This is a genomic window from Neobacillus jeddahensis, from assembly GCF_000612625.1.
In the GTDB taxonomy this organism is placed as follows: Bacteria; Bacillota; Bacilli; order Bacillales; family Cytobacillaceae; genus Neobacillus; species Neobacillus jeddahensis.
The window spans coordinates 36,632-51,914 of sequence record NZ_CCAS010000029.1 but is presented as its reverse complement, the minus strand read 5'-3'; the positions used below and the strand labels follow the sequence as shown (position 1 = coordinate 51,914).

Genomic DNA, 15,283 nt, shown 5'->3' with positions numbered 1-15,283 from the left:
TTAGGTGGGTTTGTGCGTGGGATTTGCGAAGTGGTTGATAAAAGGACCAAAACGGTTGATAAACGAGGAAAAGTGGTTGATAAAAATAAAAAACGGTTGATAAAATCGGAAAAGCGGTCGATAAATCCAACCACGACACAACTCCCCCTCACAACGAACCCAAAAAAACCAACCCACGCATCATTCCGGGGTTGGCTCACGATCATCCTGTGTCGATAACAACGAGAAATACTCAAATAATTGCCCTACATAACGGTTCAACTCGAACCCATCCTCCTTCGCAAACTCCGCAAACACCAACATGCCCTCCTTCATCGCCACATCCCCCTCACGCAAAATTCATCTACTACTACTATTCCCAAACTAGCACTCTCGTATACCTAAAAAATAAAAAAACCAATCTCCTAAAATAGAAGATTGGCTTTATTCTTAATAGAATCGCTTAAACGCCGCAAAATGTGCTTTATAGTATGTGTTACTTAGATTTGAAATCATAATGCCGTGCGTTTCATCGGCGTGAATGAATTGATTGTCACCAATATAGATTCCGACGTGGGAGATCCCTTGTTTATATGTATTCTCAAAAAAGACAAGATCGCCGGCTTTTGGTGAATCGACATAATAACTGCGGTCATAATAACCGGCTGCTGACAAACGGCCCACCTTGTTACCCGCTTGATTGGCTACATAATAAATGAACCCGCTGCAATCAAAACCGGAAGTACTGCTGCCGGCCCAGACATAAGGTGTCCCCAATAAGCTTTTGGCAGTAGAGACCATCTTAGCAGCAAAGTTGGATGAGGCGGGAGTTTCAGTCCCCGAATTAGAACTAGTATCAGTCCCTTTGTCATCATCCTTATCAGAAACCTGCCCCGTTACCTTCAGCTTTTGTCCTACATAAATCATATCGGACGAAAGCCCATTTAACGACTTCAAAGTCGCCACCGTCATCCCATACTGTGAAGAGATTTTTCCAAGCGTATCTCCACTCTTAATCACATATGAACCCGTCGCCGGAGCCGGCGGTGTCACTACAGCAGGAGTTGCTGGCGCCTCAGCAGCACCTGTCACCTTCAAGGTTTGTCCCACACGAATTAAATCAGACATCAAATTATTGAGCTTCTTTAACTCCGAAACCGACATCCCGAATTGCTGTCCAATCGTGCTCAGGCAGTCGCCACTCTTCACTGTATACGTCCCCGTCGATTGCGAAGTCGATGGAGTCGTCACTGGCTTCTGTTGCACTGGCGTCGATGGAGTCGTTACCGTTACCGTTTGACCAGGCGCCGAAACCTTTAATACTTGTCCGACACGAATCAGCGTACCTGACAGATTATTCCACTGCTGCAGCTCGCCGACACTTACGTCATAGCGGTTGGCAATTTTGATAAGCGCATCGCCGCTGACAACCGTATAGTTCGTTTGCTGTGTTGCCTGTACCGAGGTCGACGTCGAGTTCGAAGCAGCACCGTTAATTTGTAGAATCTGATTTTCATAGATTAAATCCGACTTTAATCCATTTTGATTCTTAATTTCCTTGACACTTGTTTTGTATTTCGAGGCAATTTTTGATAAGTTATCCCCTTTTTGAACCTTATATGTATCAGCAAGTGCCGAGCCAGCAAAAAGCGTCGAAAAAAGAGCTGTTGTCGAGACTGTGCGAACGATCGTTTTCTTCATTTTGGTAAAATCCCCCCAAATAGTCACTTTTCTATTAATTTTACCATAGTTTTCTAATGGGTAGGGAGAAAATCACGAAACACGTAGAATTATGTGATGAGGCAGAGTTAGAAGAAAGCCCTTTTTCCAAAAATAAAAAACCCTTAAGAAAAAGGGCTTAATCATTTATTTATACTCATGGCGAAAAATGCGTTTTAAGAAAATCGGAATGGCCAACATTCTTTTCGATCTAGAAGGTTCCTTCACTAATCGATAAAGCCATTCGAGATTTAAATCTCTCATAACTTTTGGAGCACGTTTATTAACCCCAGCCCAAATGTTTAGGCAACCTCCAATTCCAATAAAAACCCCTTTATCAAAATGATGAAGATTATCAGAAATCCACTTTTCCTGTTTAGGAAAACCAAGACCAACAAACACCATATCTGGTTTTTTCTCTTGAATGTCGCAAATAATTTCTTCATCAGTATGAAAGTAACCGTGATGAAAACCTACAATATTAATATGAGGAAAGGCCATTTTTATATTTTCTGCACTTAAATCAATAATATGGGGCTCGGTACCTAATAGATAAACATTATATTGTTTTTGAGTGGATAAGGATAAGAGTCTGGTCATAAGGTCAAAACCAGTAAGTCTTTCTTGAAGAGGGCGGCCTAAGATTTTGGAAGCAAGGATAATTCCAACACCATCGGGTATAATATAGTCGGAATTTTTTAATATGTCTTCGTAGTATTTATTTGATTGTGCATACGTAATAATTTCTGGATTAGCTGTAACGATAAACGTTTTTTGAGATTGTGCGATTCTATTTTGAAGTTCCATTACCAGTTCATCCATCGTATTATTTACAAAACTGAAACCCAGTACTTCCCTAACATTAAGCATATCAAATCCCCTAATTCTTCTATACCAATAATATTATTTTTCATTTAGAAGTTAAAAGTTATACTAAAAAAATATGATAAAATTTTAGCTGATTTATTCACAAAAATAGTAAAAAAATCCTAATTATGAAATAATCAAGTATAATATTAACATAAATACCGATATTTCGACATAACATATAACATATTTATACAGGAAACTTTAAAATATTGACATTTTCCTTTATAATATTACAATTCACATTGCAGATATAAGGGAATTGGATGGTTAAACAATAATGTCTTGATTGGAGGACTACTTTGAAAAAGGTATTAACATATGGAACATTTGATTTACTTCACCGTGGGCACATACAACTTTTAAAAAGAGCAAGAGATTTAGGTGATCACCTTACTGTTGGTTTATCATCTGATGAATTTAATGTATTGAAGAATAAAAAATCGTATTACAGTTTTGAGCATAGGAAGGTCATTCTAGAAGCTGTTCGTTATGTTGATATAGTAATTCCAGAGATGAATTGGGACCAAAAGATAAATGATGTACTGCAGAATAATATTGATATATTTGTCATGGGAGATGATTGGGAAGGCCATTTTGATTTTTTACAGGAATATTGTGAAGTAATATACTTGCCTAGGACTGTAGGGGTGTCTTCAACCAAAATTAAAAATGAGTTATTTTCAGTGAACAATGATTAAAGAAGCTATTATAAAATCTTATTTAATTTATTTTAAGCTGATTTTTAACATTTTTAAGTTATATCCTCAGAAAAATAAAATCACATTAGTTGTCTCGTTTGAGGAAAATACCTCCTTTATTTATCGTGAAATGAAAAGGCAGGAAATACCCTTTAAAATAATTATTTTGTCGACATCTCCTTTCTCATATGAATTTAGAAAGGAAATACAAGATACATTAAATATCCCATTCGAAATAAAGAATGTAATAAATTGGTTTAAATCAGTATATCACCTTGCTACATCAAAATTTGTAATTATTGATAATTATTTTGCCTTTCTATCCGTCATTAACTTTAAAAGAAATGTGGAGTGTATTCAAGTATGGCATGCTGCGGGGGCTTTAAAAACTTTTGGTCTGCAGGACAATTCAATTGTATATAGAAGCAAATCGGCAAACAAAAGATTCAGAAAAGTCTATGGGAAATTTAATAAGGTTGTTGTTGGTTCAGAGGAGATGGTATCAATTTTTAAAGATTCCTTTGGTTTACCCTCTGGTAATATTTTACGTACAGGAATACCGAGAACGGACTTTTTTTATGAGAAAGCCAAGCAAGAAGAAGTAAAGGTGAATTTTGAAAAAAATTACCCACGAATTCAAGGCAAGAAAATAGTGTTGTATGCTCCTACCTTCAGGGATTCACAATTATTAGATTTTGAAATCAATTTAGATATAGAAAAGATGTATCAAAATTTAAAGGATAACTATATTTTATTTATTAAACTTCATCCAGCTGTGAATACTACTAAGAAAGATTATAAATTAATGTATCCAGATTTTGTTTATGACTTTTCTTCATATAAAAGAATGAATGAACTTCTTTTTATTGCCGATGTGTTAATAACAGATTACTCTTCCATACCATTTGAATTTGCTCTATTAAAGAAACCGATGATCTTCTTTCCGTATGACTTAGAGTTCTACAAGAAGGAAAGAGGAGTAATCGAGAACTATGAATCAGTCGTTCCAGGTCCAATACATTTTGATACGGACCAAATTATTCAATCAATAGTTAAGAATGAGTATGATTTTGGTATGATTCAAGCTTTTTCGGATAAATGGAATAAATATTCAACTGGCGAATCTTCAAAAAAACTAGTTAATTATATAATGGATAAATATAAAAAGTAATCACATGCAAAAGGTGATCAGTTATAAGAAAATTTTTTTAAAGATTTTGGAAAGGGTCAAGAATGAAATCATTATTAAGAATTATTAAAGAAAATGTAACAAATTTACATTTAATTGGACGTTTATCGATCTTTGAATTGAAAAGTAGTAATAATAATCATTATTTAGGGATGTTATGGGAAATTATTAATCCAATGATCCTAATAAGTATTTATTGGTTTGTGTTTGGATTTGGTATAAGAGGCGGGAAGGATGTAAGTGGAATTGAATATTTTCCTTGGATGATTTCGGGGATAACTGCTTGGTTTTTTATTTCTCAATCTCTATTGATGGGATCTAAATCGGTCTATACAAGGATTAATATTATTTCAAAAATGAACTTCCCAATGAGTGTTATTCCCACATATGTTATTACTTCAAAGCTATACCACCATATCGCATTTGTGGGGATAATCATGCTAATCTTGCTTTCTTGTGGTTATCCTCCTACAATTTATTCCATACAATTACCATTCTTTATCATTGCAAATTTGGTGCTATTGGTTTCAATTTCATTAATTACCTCAACTTTGGCGACGATTGTAAGGGATGTTCAAATGGTTGTACAAGCATTAGTAAGGGTTCTAATGTACTTGACCCCTATACTGTGGACTGTGGAGAAATTGCCTAAGTCAGTTCAGAATTACATGAAGTTTAATCCTTTTTATTATATTGTTGAAGGATATCGGTCTGCGTTCTTAGGTACTAATTGGTATTTTATTGACCATTTACGATATACGTTATACTTTTGGGTATTATTATTTGTCTTATTACTACTAGGTTCAATTCTTCATTTGAAATTCAAAGATAGGTTTGTTGATTATCTCTGAGCTGATTATTATTAATGGACCTTACTGGATTGATTACCAAATAAATTCCAAATGCAAAAAACCACTAGAAAAAGTATTGAGATTGTAGTTTAATTAGTATTGTTGAACTGAGCGGAAATCCTAAATTTTGACACAAAATGACAATTTGTGCTAATTGGAATATAAATATATATTATATAAGGGGATAGAAAAATGATATACGCAGAAATACTAGCAGGTGGAAAAGGAACTCGAATGGGAAATGTGAATATGCCAAAACAGTTTCTCACTTTAAATAATAAACCGGTAATTATTCATACGATTGAAAAATTTTTACTGAATCCTGATTTTGAAAAAATTATTGTTGTTACTCCAAGAGAGTGGATTAATTATTCAAAAGATATTCTACAAAAATTTATTGGTGAAAATGATCGTGTAGTGGTAGTTGAAGGTGGTCGTGATAGAAACGAATCAATTATGAATGGAATTTATTATATTGAAAGTACTTTTGGTTTATTTGATGATGACTATATTGTTACTCATGATTCTGTACGACCATTCTTATCACATCGCATTATTAAAGACAATATTGAACAAGTTCAGAAGTATAAAGCCGTTGATACAGTAATCGAAGCAATTGATACGATCATTGAGTCAGAAGACGGTGAAATCATTTCTAATATTCCAAAAAGATCGATAATGTATCAAGGCCAAACTCCTCAAAGTTTCCATATAAACACATTATTAAATTACTATAATAAATTAACGGACGAACAAAAAGAAATACTTACAGACGCTTGTAAGATATGCTCTTTGTATGGAGAGAAAGTTAGCCTCGTAAAGGGAGAAGTCTTTAATATTAAGGTAACGACTCCATATGATTTAAAGGTTGCTAATGCTATTTTACAGGAGGGAATTGCCCATGATTAATCAAGTATATCGATTAGTATCCCCACGTAAATTTGAAATCACCTATAAGGACCGGACGGTAAATAAGGGAAATCGTGTCGTAGTACGACCAACACACCTATCTATTTGTGCTGCCGATCAACGCTATTATACTGGTACCCGTGGAGAGGAAGCTCTTGCCCAAAAGCTACCTATGGCCTTGATTCATGAAGGTGTTGGGGAAGTAGTTTATGATCCAAAGGGTGAGTTTAAACCAGGGACAAAAGTAGTAATGGTACCTAATTCGCCAGTTGAAACGGATGAAATCATTGCAGAAAATTATCTTCGCTCTAGTCGATTTCGCTCAAGTGGATTTGATGGTTTTATGCAGGATTATGTTTTTTTAAAGAGAGATAGATTTGTAGTTTTACCAGAGGATATGAATCTACATGTAGCTGCTTTTACAGAGTTAATTACAATTGCAATGCATGCCATTTCAAGATTTGAAGAGAAGGCTCATGGCCGCCGTCAAACCTTTGGTGTTTGGGGAGATGGGAACTTAGGGTATATAACAGCACTACTTTTGAAAAAGAAATTTAAGGGATGTAAAGTAATTGTTGCCGGAAAGACTCAATATAAATTAGATAACTTTTCGTTTGTAGATGAGGTCTATAACATAAATGATATTCCTGAGAGCATAGGATTTGATCACGCCTTTGAATGTGTAGGTGGAAAAGGAAGTCAATATGCGATTAATCAAATTATTGACCATATTATTCCAGAGGGGTCTATTTCAATATTAGGTGTCTCTGAATATCCTGTTGAATTGAATACAAGAATGATACTTGAAAAAGGTATAACTGTCATTGGAAGCAGCAGAAGTGGACAAGTTGATTTCAAAAACACAGTTGATTTCCTTGCTGATAACCAAGATGCAGTCGATTATTTAGAAAGATTAATAGGTTCTATAAACGAAGTGAATACCATTCAAGATATTAATGATGCTTTTGAGAAAGATTTGACTACCTCATGGGGAAAAACAGTACTAGAATGGAAGATTTAAAATGGGGGGAAGCCGCCATTTAACGAAAAGAGTGAATACCTTGAAATCTATATTTCCATCTATTATTTTGAAACTGATTTTGGGTAATCTCTACAGAATAATAGTATTCCTATGTCCTATTAATGAAAATAAGGTAGTATTTGCATCCTATCGTTCTAATCAATTAGATGGAAATTTAGAATATATTTATAAAGAGTTAAAAAATACTACCAATAAGTATTCTTTTGTGTTTATCTTTGAGAAATACAGTAGTACAGTCTTTGGCAGATTGAAATATTATAAACAAATGATTACATCTATATATCATCTTGCGACTTCTCGTTACTTTTTTATTGATGATTACTTTTTACCTGTATATATGATAAATCCAAGAAGTGGAACGGAGATTATTCAACTATGGCATGCAGCTGGTGCTTTTAAAAAATTTGGGCATAGTACAATAGGTAAGCCCTACGGTCCATCCCTGGAATATTTAAAGCACATTCGAATACATTCTAATTATTCGAAAGCGTTTGTAAGTACAGATGAAGTGATTCCATTTTTCGAAGAAGCCTTCGATATGCCTGCGAAAAATATTTATCCATTAGGATTGCCAAGGACTGATTATTTTTTTGAAACTGAAAATCATAACAAGATTAAAGAAAAGTTTTTAAATGACTTTCCAGAACTCGAAAATAAGAAACTAATTTTATATGCCCCTACTTTTAGAGGGAAAAGTCATCAACATAGGAGTTCCTTTAATTACTGCATTAATTTTAATGTTATGAAAAAGGTTCTTGGAGATAATTATGCGATTTTAGTTCACTTACATCCTTATATGACTATGAATATTGATGAAAATCAGCAGCATGCTGGATTTGTTTTTCAAATTGATGGAAAATATGCGATTGAAGAAATATTGATTCTATCTGATATTCTAATAACAGATTATTCTTCCATTATTTTTGATTATAGTATATTAAATAGGCCAATAGGATTTTATGTTGAGGATTTAGAAGAATACACAAAAGAGCGTGATTTTTATTATCAATTTGAAAATTTTGTTCCTGGTCCGCTGTTCGCTAGTTCCAACAAACTAGCTCAATGGATTAAGAATGGAGAATTTAACCTTGATACTGTTTCTATGTTTAAAGAACGATTTTTACCTAGATGTGACGGTAAAGTCAGCAGTCGAGTAGTTAACCAAATTTTTAAATAAAATAAGACCATACAAGAGTATTTGTGAAGTAGAAATTGTGAAGACATTAACATGTTTTGTTGGAAAGGATTCAAGATGGTGTTAACTTATGAAAATAAGTCCTCATCACGGTACTCCTTTTTTTGTGCGTTAGGAAATAAGGGTAAAATGTATAGTAAATTCCCTAAAGGAGGAGAAGTATGGGAGAATCAAATATAGGCATTTCTTTTTCAGCAAGTATACATGAGATTGAATGGGAAAGAGTCAAGTTGAAAATCAGTGGATTGATTGAAGGTTCCGTTAAAAATGAGAAATATACTTTCTCTTTAAAAAATGAGAAGACAAATACCATAATTCCGATTAAACAGATTGGAATAAAAGGCCATGCTTTTGAGTTGATTGTTAATGTGACAACTATATATGAGAATGATCGTATTCCAGATGGGAAATGGAATGTAATTATTTCGGATTCTAACAACAATGAACGGAAAGTAAAATTGGCAAGTAATTTAAAATATAACGGAAAAAATGCATTTGATCAGCAGTTTTCTAAGGACTTTAAGAGTGGTCCGAAGAAATTTTATAAATTTCACATTGAGATGAATAAAAAAGATAGTAGCATCTATTTTGATGTATTTTTTGAACATCCAAAGCCAAAGAAGGCAAAGAAATTAACGCTTAAGAAAAGACTAGCAAATGTTAGAGAAGATATGTTTGATTGGATTTTCAATATCTCAAAAAAACTTGTCAAAAAGAATGGGAAACGGGTATTGTTTACTTCCGCCTCTCGATCTGAAATGGGTGGTAACTTAGGGGCTGTACATGACAGACTGGTTGAACGAGGATTGGACAAGGAGTATAAGTTGTATCAAGTATTTAAATCAAATATACATTCAAGAAGCAGTTGGCTAGACAAGTTTAAATTACCTTTTTATCTAGGGATAGCTGATTATATTTTTATCGAAGATTTTCAGCCGATGGTAAATAAATTAGAATATGACAATAAGACAGAAATTATACAATTATGGCATGCTAATGGTGCTTTTAAAACCTTTGGTTATAGTCGTTTGGGTAAGCCTGCTTCTCCGGTAATTGACGGTTTCAATCATAGGATATATACAAAAGCGATTACGAGTTCAAAACACGTGATACCGTATTATGCTGAAGCGTTCGCTATGGATGAAAAAAATGTTATTGCAACAGGAATTCCAAAAACGGATATATTCTTTGATGAGGAATATAGGAGAACAACGACGGAAAAAATACACAATATTTATCCACAAATAAAGAATGCTGATAAGGTCATTCTATTTGGCCCAACGTTTAGAGGTGGCGGACCAAAAACAGCTTATTATCCAATGAATAAACTTGACTTTGAAAGCTTAGCAGAATATTGCAGGAAACATAATGCGATAGCCATTTTCAAAATGCACTTTTTAGTCAAGAATAAACTTGAAATACCTGAACAATACGCGGATATATTTATTGATGCTACAGACTATAGAGAAATCAATGATATTCTCTTTGTAGCAGATGTACTTATTACTGACTATTCTTCAACTGTTTACGAATACTCGTTGCTTAACAAACCAATGTTATTTTACGCATTTGATTTAGAAGAATATATCTCAGCTCGTGATTTTTACGATAAATTTGAAGATTTTGTCCCAGGTAAAATTGTTAGAACTTTTGATGATCTTATCCATTCATTAGAGAAAGAAGAGTATGAATTCGAAAAGGTTGAGTTATTTAGACAGAAGAATTTTGAATTTCTTAATGGTGGGGCATCGGACAGGGTGATTGATTGGATTATTTTAAATAAACAACAGAGTGAAATTTAATTATTACAGAAGTTGGGGGCAAACTCCCTAGAGGGGAATTTGGTTCCCATTTTTTTAAGTAAAAGAAAGTAGTGATTATTCACTTTAATATGAAGGTGGAGAAGAAATTGATGAATGAGTTCCAACCTATAACTCAGTATATACTTACCGGTTTAAAAATGGACAATCTATTTGATATCCAAATTGAGAGAGCTATATTACTTAATAGAAATAATCAGGATTCAACAAAAGTCGCCTTATATAACTATGACCGTGATTTCCATCAGAAAATATTGGAAGTAGAAGAGAAATGGAATACGGATTTAAAAGGAATTTTTGTGAACATGTATGATTTCTTACGTGAATATTATTCCAATAACAATAAGAGTAAAATAGTTGCTACCGAGAACCATTTAATTAAAGAAGATGGTTTTTCCGTTTTTAAAGCAAATGATGATAATGATACGGAAAGAAAGAGCTATTTATATTTTCAAGAAGGACTTCTTGTGAAAAAGAAGACCTTTGATAAAAACGGAGTATTGCATACAGTTCATCACTATAATAACAAAGAAGTAATAGAAAAAGTTGATGAATATGATCATTTTGGGTACCTAGTAAAAAGCTCAATTAAAGAAAAAAAAGAGACAGCTTATGAATATTTTTATAAACATGATGGTGGCATTTTCTTAATAAAGCAAAAAGGGAAGGGTTCCAACAAAAAAATAAAAACGGTAAAAATCCGCTTGTTTGATGAAAAAAGCAAATTGGTATTTGAGTTTAAGAATGAAAGATATCTTTGGAATCACTTTTTAAAGGTACTAATTGATGAGCAAAAAACACTTCTACTAACTGATCAAATCAAGCATTTTCATTTAGTACAGGATTATGATAATACCCATGCGTATAAGGCTTATTTTATTCATAATATTGATAAGAACTATAATTCCGAAGAGTATGAAATTATTGGTATGAACTGGGAAGAGAAAACAGAGAATTTAAGTATTCCAGATGCATTAGTTTTTTCAACTGAAATGCAAAAAAATGAAGTGTTAAATTATTTTGGAAAAAGAAATAATATTTTTCATATCCCTATACTTATTACTGATGAAATGACTCACAGACCCGCCAGGATCAAGAGAGAATCACAAAGTATTGTCACAACTCTTAGTAATAAAAATAAAGTTGAACTGGATCTCCTCATTCGAGCCTTTAGAATGGTAGTAGACAATAATCCAAAAGTAACACTAAGAATATATGGTTTAACAAAAATACAAGAAGATTTTCAAATGTTAATTGATTCTTTAGATTTAACTGATAATATTATGATAATTATGGAAGAAGAAGATTCCGAGGTCGATATGGGTAAAGTTTATCAAAATGTAAGTGGAGCTATCTTTATAAACAATTTTCCACAGATAAACCAAGAAATGATTAAGAGCTTAAGAAATGGTTGTCCAGTTATAACTTATGATTTTAGTTATGAAACGAAGGAAATTATATCTCATGGTGAAAATGGGTATATAGTACCTAAAGGTTCCGTTTCAGGTTTGAGTCAATTCGTTACTAAATTACTGACCTCTTCTGATCCTATTCAGATGCAAGAAAAGGCTGTAAGAATAACTGAAAGATATAATGAATTATCATACTTAGATGCTTGGCATTCATTAGTAAGACAGATTGTTAGCAATCAACCAAATCGAAATAAACTGACGGGAATGAAGGTTTTCTTGTCTGACTGTAGATGGACAAATGAAAAGAAATTATGGATTGATTGTCATATTGACCTTTTTGGGGAAGCCAATAATTTAACAATGCCTGATATTTATTTAGTCCTTGTAAATCGGAACACTAATGAGAAGATACGAATTGATGGATCAATAACTCAGCAAGCTGATCTAGGCTTTCGGTACTCCAGCTATATTGATCTTCCTTATTTAGATCTTTCTCAAAACCATTGGGATCTAGTTTCAATACTGGAATGGGAAAATGCTTTCTATAATAAAAGAGTGGGCCATTTCAAAAATGAAATTAACATTGGGATAAATATTGTAAATAATCGGGTCATTACTCCCTATTTTACGAAAGCGGGAAGTAACCTTAGCTTTAAAGTAGGAAGGTTTATTACAGAGCATGAGGAATTGGAAAAATACGAAAGTGAAATCCAAGCTTAATCCAATGAGAAGTGTCTCCATTGTATAGGAGAATAACCATGCACAATTATTTTAAAAAAAAATTTAATAACTTTGTTTATAGAGGAATTCGTTCAAAGGGTTTCCGTTTCTTTTATAGAATTTTCCATTTATTTAAGGTGAAGCCAAATAGAATCCTTTTTGCTTCTGATAGTCACTCGAATTTAGATGGTAACTTTAAATTTATCTATTCTGAGTTGATTAAGCGGGATTCTCAATTAGACATAAGGTTTATGTTAAAGAGTAGCATTGGAACCAAAAAAACCATAAAAGAATTAGTATTGCTTGCCTATTATATCGCTACGGCGAGATTTATAATAATTGATGATTTCTATCCGATGATTTATCCATTGAAAATAAGGTCAGGTGCAGATTTAATTCAAGTATGGCATGCAGTTGGAGCTTTTAAAAAGTTCGGCTTTAGTAGGTCAGAACTTCCAGGGAATCAGCTGTACACCTCCCTATATCATAAAAATTATACAAAAGTAGTAGTTAGTTCTCAAAGCGTTGTAAAGCATTATGCAGAGGGTTTTGGAATAAGTAAGGATAAAATTTATCCAATAGGTATTCCTAGAACTGATGTATTTTTTGATGAACAATATAAACATTTAAAGCGGAAAGAATTATTGAACAGATATCCTTATATAAAAAATAAAAAGGTAATCCTCTTTGCTCCAACTTTCAGAGGAAATGGACAAAATTCTGCATACTATCCGTTTGAACAATTGGACTTAAAATTACTTTATGAAAAATTAAATAGTGAGTATATTTTTTTCTTTAAGCTACACCCTTTTATAACGACAAAAATAGATATTCCAGCTCAATATCAAGATTTCTTTTTTGATCATTTTAAACAAGATATAAATGAACTACTCTTCATAACGGATATTTTAATAACTGACTATTCATCCGTTTGTTTTGAATTTGCATTGTTTGATAAGCCCATGATGTTTTATGCATTTGATTTAGGGGAATATAAATACCAAAGGGACTTCTACTTCGATTACCACTCATTTATACCAGGAAACATGGTACGAACGATGGATGAAATGGTTGAAAAGATAATTCATGGGGACTTTTCCAAAGAGAAAATTAAGGATTTTGTCGATTATTTTTATGATTATAAAGATGGGCTTTCGAGTAAAAGATTTGTTGAGCAGCTAATAATACAAAAACTTTAAGATAGCTTAATAAACTTTTAACAATTATCCTTTAAAATAAAAAGTATCATGAGGATATTGCTTTATTGAGCACATAATATCCAGCAAAGTTTTTGATATATCAAACTAAGGGGTTTTATTGTAAGGAAATATCAAATGGTGTCGGGATATATCGTTATTCTTCTTTTGTAAATGGGAAGAAGAGGTGATACAGTTATTAGTAAGAACACGGTTTAATCGTGAAAAAACTATAATATTATCTAAAACGCATCCCGTAACTTCTTAGATCTTTTATATCAGGTTTTCATTTACCCACTTAAAAAGGAGGATAAATATGAGAATAAGAGTTGTTAATTCAATTACTGATATAAATGGGGATCAAATGCCTTATGATATGATAGGAAAAGAATATGATGTTAATAAGGAAGATTTGAGAGGTGTTTGGGTTAAAGAAGGAAAGCTAGATGTACTTGTGCATTTTGATGAAATGGAAATAATAGAACTTAATGATCCTTTATCTAATGTACTTGGCCACTATCTAAAAAGTATTTCCAAAAGTAAATTTCAAGAAGATCTCAGGAGTATGGGGTGTAATCATTTACTCTAATGGAAAAATAAAAAACTGCGGGTGATTGTTAACCGCAGTTTTTTATTACTTAATTAAGTGGGACAGGAGTTTTATAAATACGATAAAATCTCTTTCCTGAAGCTCCTGTTACAACCCCTACTAATAGTGATTTCTTACCTGTGTCTGGGTTAGTGTATAAGAAAACACCTTCGGGCTCACGAAAGTTTGATTCGTGCTTCATAGTGTCTATTCCTACTGTTTCATGAATTTGTGTCATCAATTTACCAGTTGAAATATTAAATATACTAACATAATCCTTATATCGTTCCTCATTTGTATCCCCAGTACGCCAATATAAATAATTATTTTCTAGTGAAAAGCCTTGTAAATAATAAAGTTCTTTTGAAATTGATAGGGTGTGGAGTTTGTGATTGTCACCTTTGAGGACATCGTCTAGGTTATATATATCTATTTTAGTTTTATCTCCTTGCCTTTGCCTTACAGCAAGCCGTCTATTAGCATTATCAATTGTTGTAGCTACTTGGACTGAAGATGAGGTATTTATTAACTTAGAATACCTTTTTAGGTCACTTGAAGAAGGTGTATAGGTTGCCCCAGCCTTATACTTAAATCGAACAAGGTCATGACCTTTGGAAACTCCCTTCTTATTTACTTGGTCATACGAACTCCAAATATACACACCCTTGCTATTAACCTCTACCCCAATATTTGTACCGTGGCCACCATATTTAAGGGTCATTTTGTCAAGCATGCGCCCGTCCAACGTACACCTTGTAATGACATATGATTCTGCAACATTTTGGGTTGTACTACTTTTAGCTTGTGCAACATAAATGTTTTTGTTTGTCTCATCGATTGCGAAGGATTGCATAACAGTGTGATCTGCTAGCTCAAGTTTGGCAAATAAATTATCCTTCTTTTTTTTTGCAGTAGATGAGTCAGTAGAATCTCCGAAATCATGACTAAAATAAAAAAAGGCACCTAATAATATGATTAATTCGAAAATATATAACCAATTTCTCCCTTTTTTCTTTTTCAATTTGGTGTCAAACCTACTTAATGATGTCATAAATAACCCTTCTTTCTATTCAACTCAACTCCAGTTTTTATAT

14 protein-coding genes are annotated in these 15,283 nt (G+C 32.9%); 10 read left to right on the top strand and 4 right to left on the bottom strand.

All coding sequences use genetic code 11. The features are described from left to right. Nucleotides 1-180 precede the first annotated feature (180 nt). The 3 genes from TY15_RS25175 to TY15_RS13705 all read right to left on the bottom strand — a co-directional run bounded on the left by TY15_RS25175 (nt 181) and on the right by TY15_RS13705 (nt 2,568). Nucleotides 181-315 carry a hypothetical protein gene (locus TY15_RS25175; RefSeq protein WP_257000253.1) on the bottom strand — a complete coding sequence of 45 codons (135 nt, stop codon included), beginning with the start codon at nt 313-315 and terminating at the stop codon, nt 181-183. Nucleotides 316-429: 114 nt separating this feature from the next. Then, nucleotides 430-1,680 (bottom strand): C40 family peptidase, encoded by a 1,251-nt coding sequence (locus tag TY15_RS13710; RefSeq protein WP_040207117.1) that lies wholly within the window; start codon nt 1,678-1,680, stop codon nt 430-432. Between the two features lie 165 nt (nt 1,681-1,845). Next, entirely contained in the window at nt 1,846-2,568 is a 723-nt protein-coding gene (locus tag TY15_RS13705; protein ID WP_040207119.1) for a WecB/TagA/CpsF family glycosyltransferase, read from the bottom strand. A 299-nt stretch (nt 2,569-2,867) separates the two neighbouring features. Between TY15_RS13705 and tagD the strand changes: the two genes are divergently transcribed. From tagD to TY15_RS13655, 10 genes are all read left to right on the top strand, one after another. After that, nucleotides 2,868-3,266, top strand: a complete 399-nt coding sequence (tagD, locus tag TY15_RS13700; protein WP_040207120.1) for a glycerol-3-phosphate cytidylyltransferase — start codon at nt 2,868-2,870, stop codon at nt 3,264-3,266. After that, on the top strand, nt 3,259-4,437 hold the full coding sequence (locus TY15_RS13695; protein WP_040207122.1) for a CDP-glycerol glycerophosphotransferase family protein: 1,179 nt from the start codon (nt 3,259-3,261) through the stop codon (nt 4,435-4,437). The genes tagD and TY15_RS13695 overlap by 8 nt, the downstream gene beginning before the upstream one ends. A 62-nt stretch (nt 4,438-4,499) precedes the next feature. Next, on the top strand, nt 4,500-5,306 hold the full coding sequence (locus TY15_RS13690; RefSeq protein WP_040207123.1) for an ABC transporter permease: 807 nt from the start codon (nt 4,500-4,502) through the stop codon (nt 5,304-5,306). Nucleotides 5,307-5,498: 192 nt separating this feature from the next. Beyond that, nucleotides 5,499-6,215 (top strand): IspD/TarI family cytidylyltransferase, encoded by a 717-nt coding sequence (locus TY15_RS13685; RefSeq protein ID WP_040207124.1) that lies wholly within the window; start codon nt 5,499-5,501, stop codon nt 6,213-6,215. Next, entirely contained in the window at nt 6,208-7,236 is a 1,029-nt protein-coding gene (locus TY15_RS13680; protein WP_040207125.1) for a ribitol-5-phosphate dehydrogenase, read from the top strand. Before TY15_RS13685 ends, TY15_RS13680 begins: the two co-directional genes overlap by 8 nt. Nucleotide 7,237: 1 nt before the next feature. Beyond that, complete coding sequence (locus TY15_RS13675) at nt 7,238-8,434, top strand: CDP-glycerol glycerophosphotransferase family protein (RefSeq protein ID WP_042374871.1); 1,197 nt, start codon at nt 7,238-7,240, stop codon at nt 8,432-8,434. Between the two features lie 179 nt (nt 8,435-8,613). Beyond that, nucleotides 8,614-10,254: a CDP-glycerol glycerophosphotransferase family protein gene (locus TY15_RS13670; protein WP_042374869.1), complete on the top strand. Its 1,641-nt coding sequence runs from the start codon at nt 8,614-8,616 to the stop codon at nt 10,252-10,254. Nucleotides 10,255-10,364: 110 nt separating this feature from the next. Further along, on the top strand, nt 10,365-12,404 hold the full coding sequence (locus TY15_RS13665) for a glycosyltransferase (protein WP_040207127.1): 2,040 nt from the start codon (nt 10,365-10,367) through the stop codon (nt 12,402-12,404). A 38-nt stretch (nt 12,405-12,442) separates the two neighbouring features. Further along, the gene (locus TY15_RS13660; protein WP_052353776.1) at nt 12,443-13,603 is read left to right on the top strand and encodes a CDP-glycerol glycerophosphotransferase family protein; all 1,161 of its coding nucleotides are present in this window, start codon (nt 12,443-12,445) and stop codon (nt 13,601-13,603) included. Between the two features lie 313 nt (nt 13,604-13,916). Then, nucleotides 13,917-14,189 carry a hypothetical protein gene (locus TY15_RS13655; RefSeq protein WP_040207128.1) on the top strand — a complete coding sequence of 91 codons (273 nt, stop codon included), beginning with the start codon at nt 13,917-13,919 and terminating at the stop codon, nt 14,187-14,189. Nucleotides 14,190-14,238: 49 nt separating this feature from the next. On the opposite strand, the gene TY15_RS13650 is transcribed toward TY15_RS13655, so the two are convergent. Then, entirely contained in the window at nt 14,239-15,240 is a 1,002-nt protein-coding gene (locus TY15_RS13650; RefSeq protein WP_052353775.1) for a phage baseplate protein, read from the bottom strand. Nucleotides 15,241-15,283 lie beyond the last annotated feature (43 nt).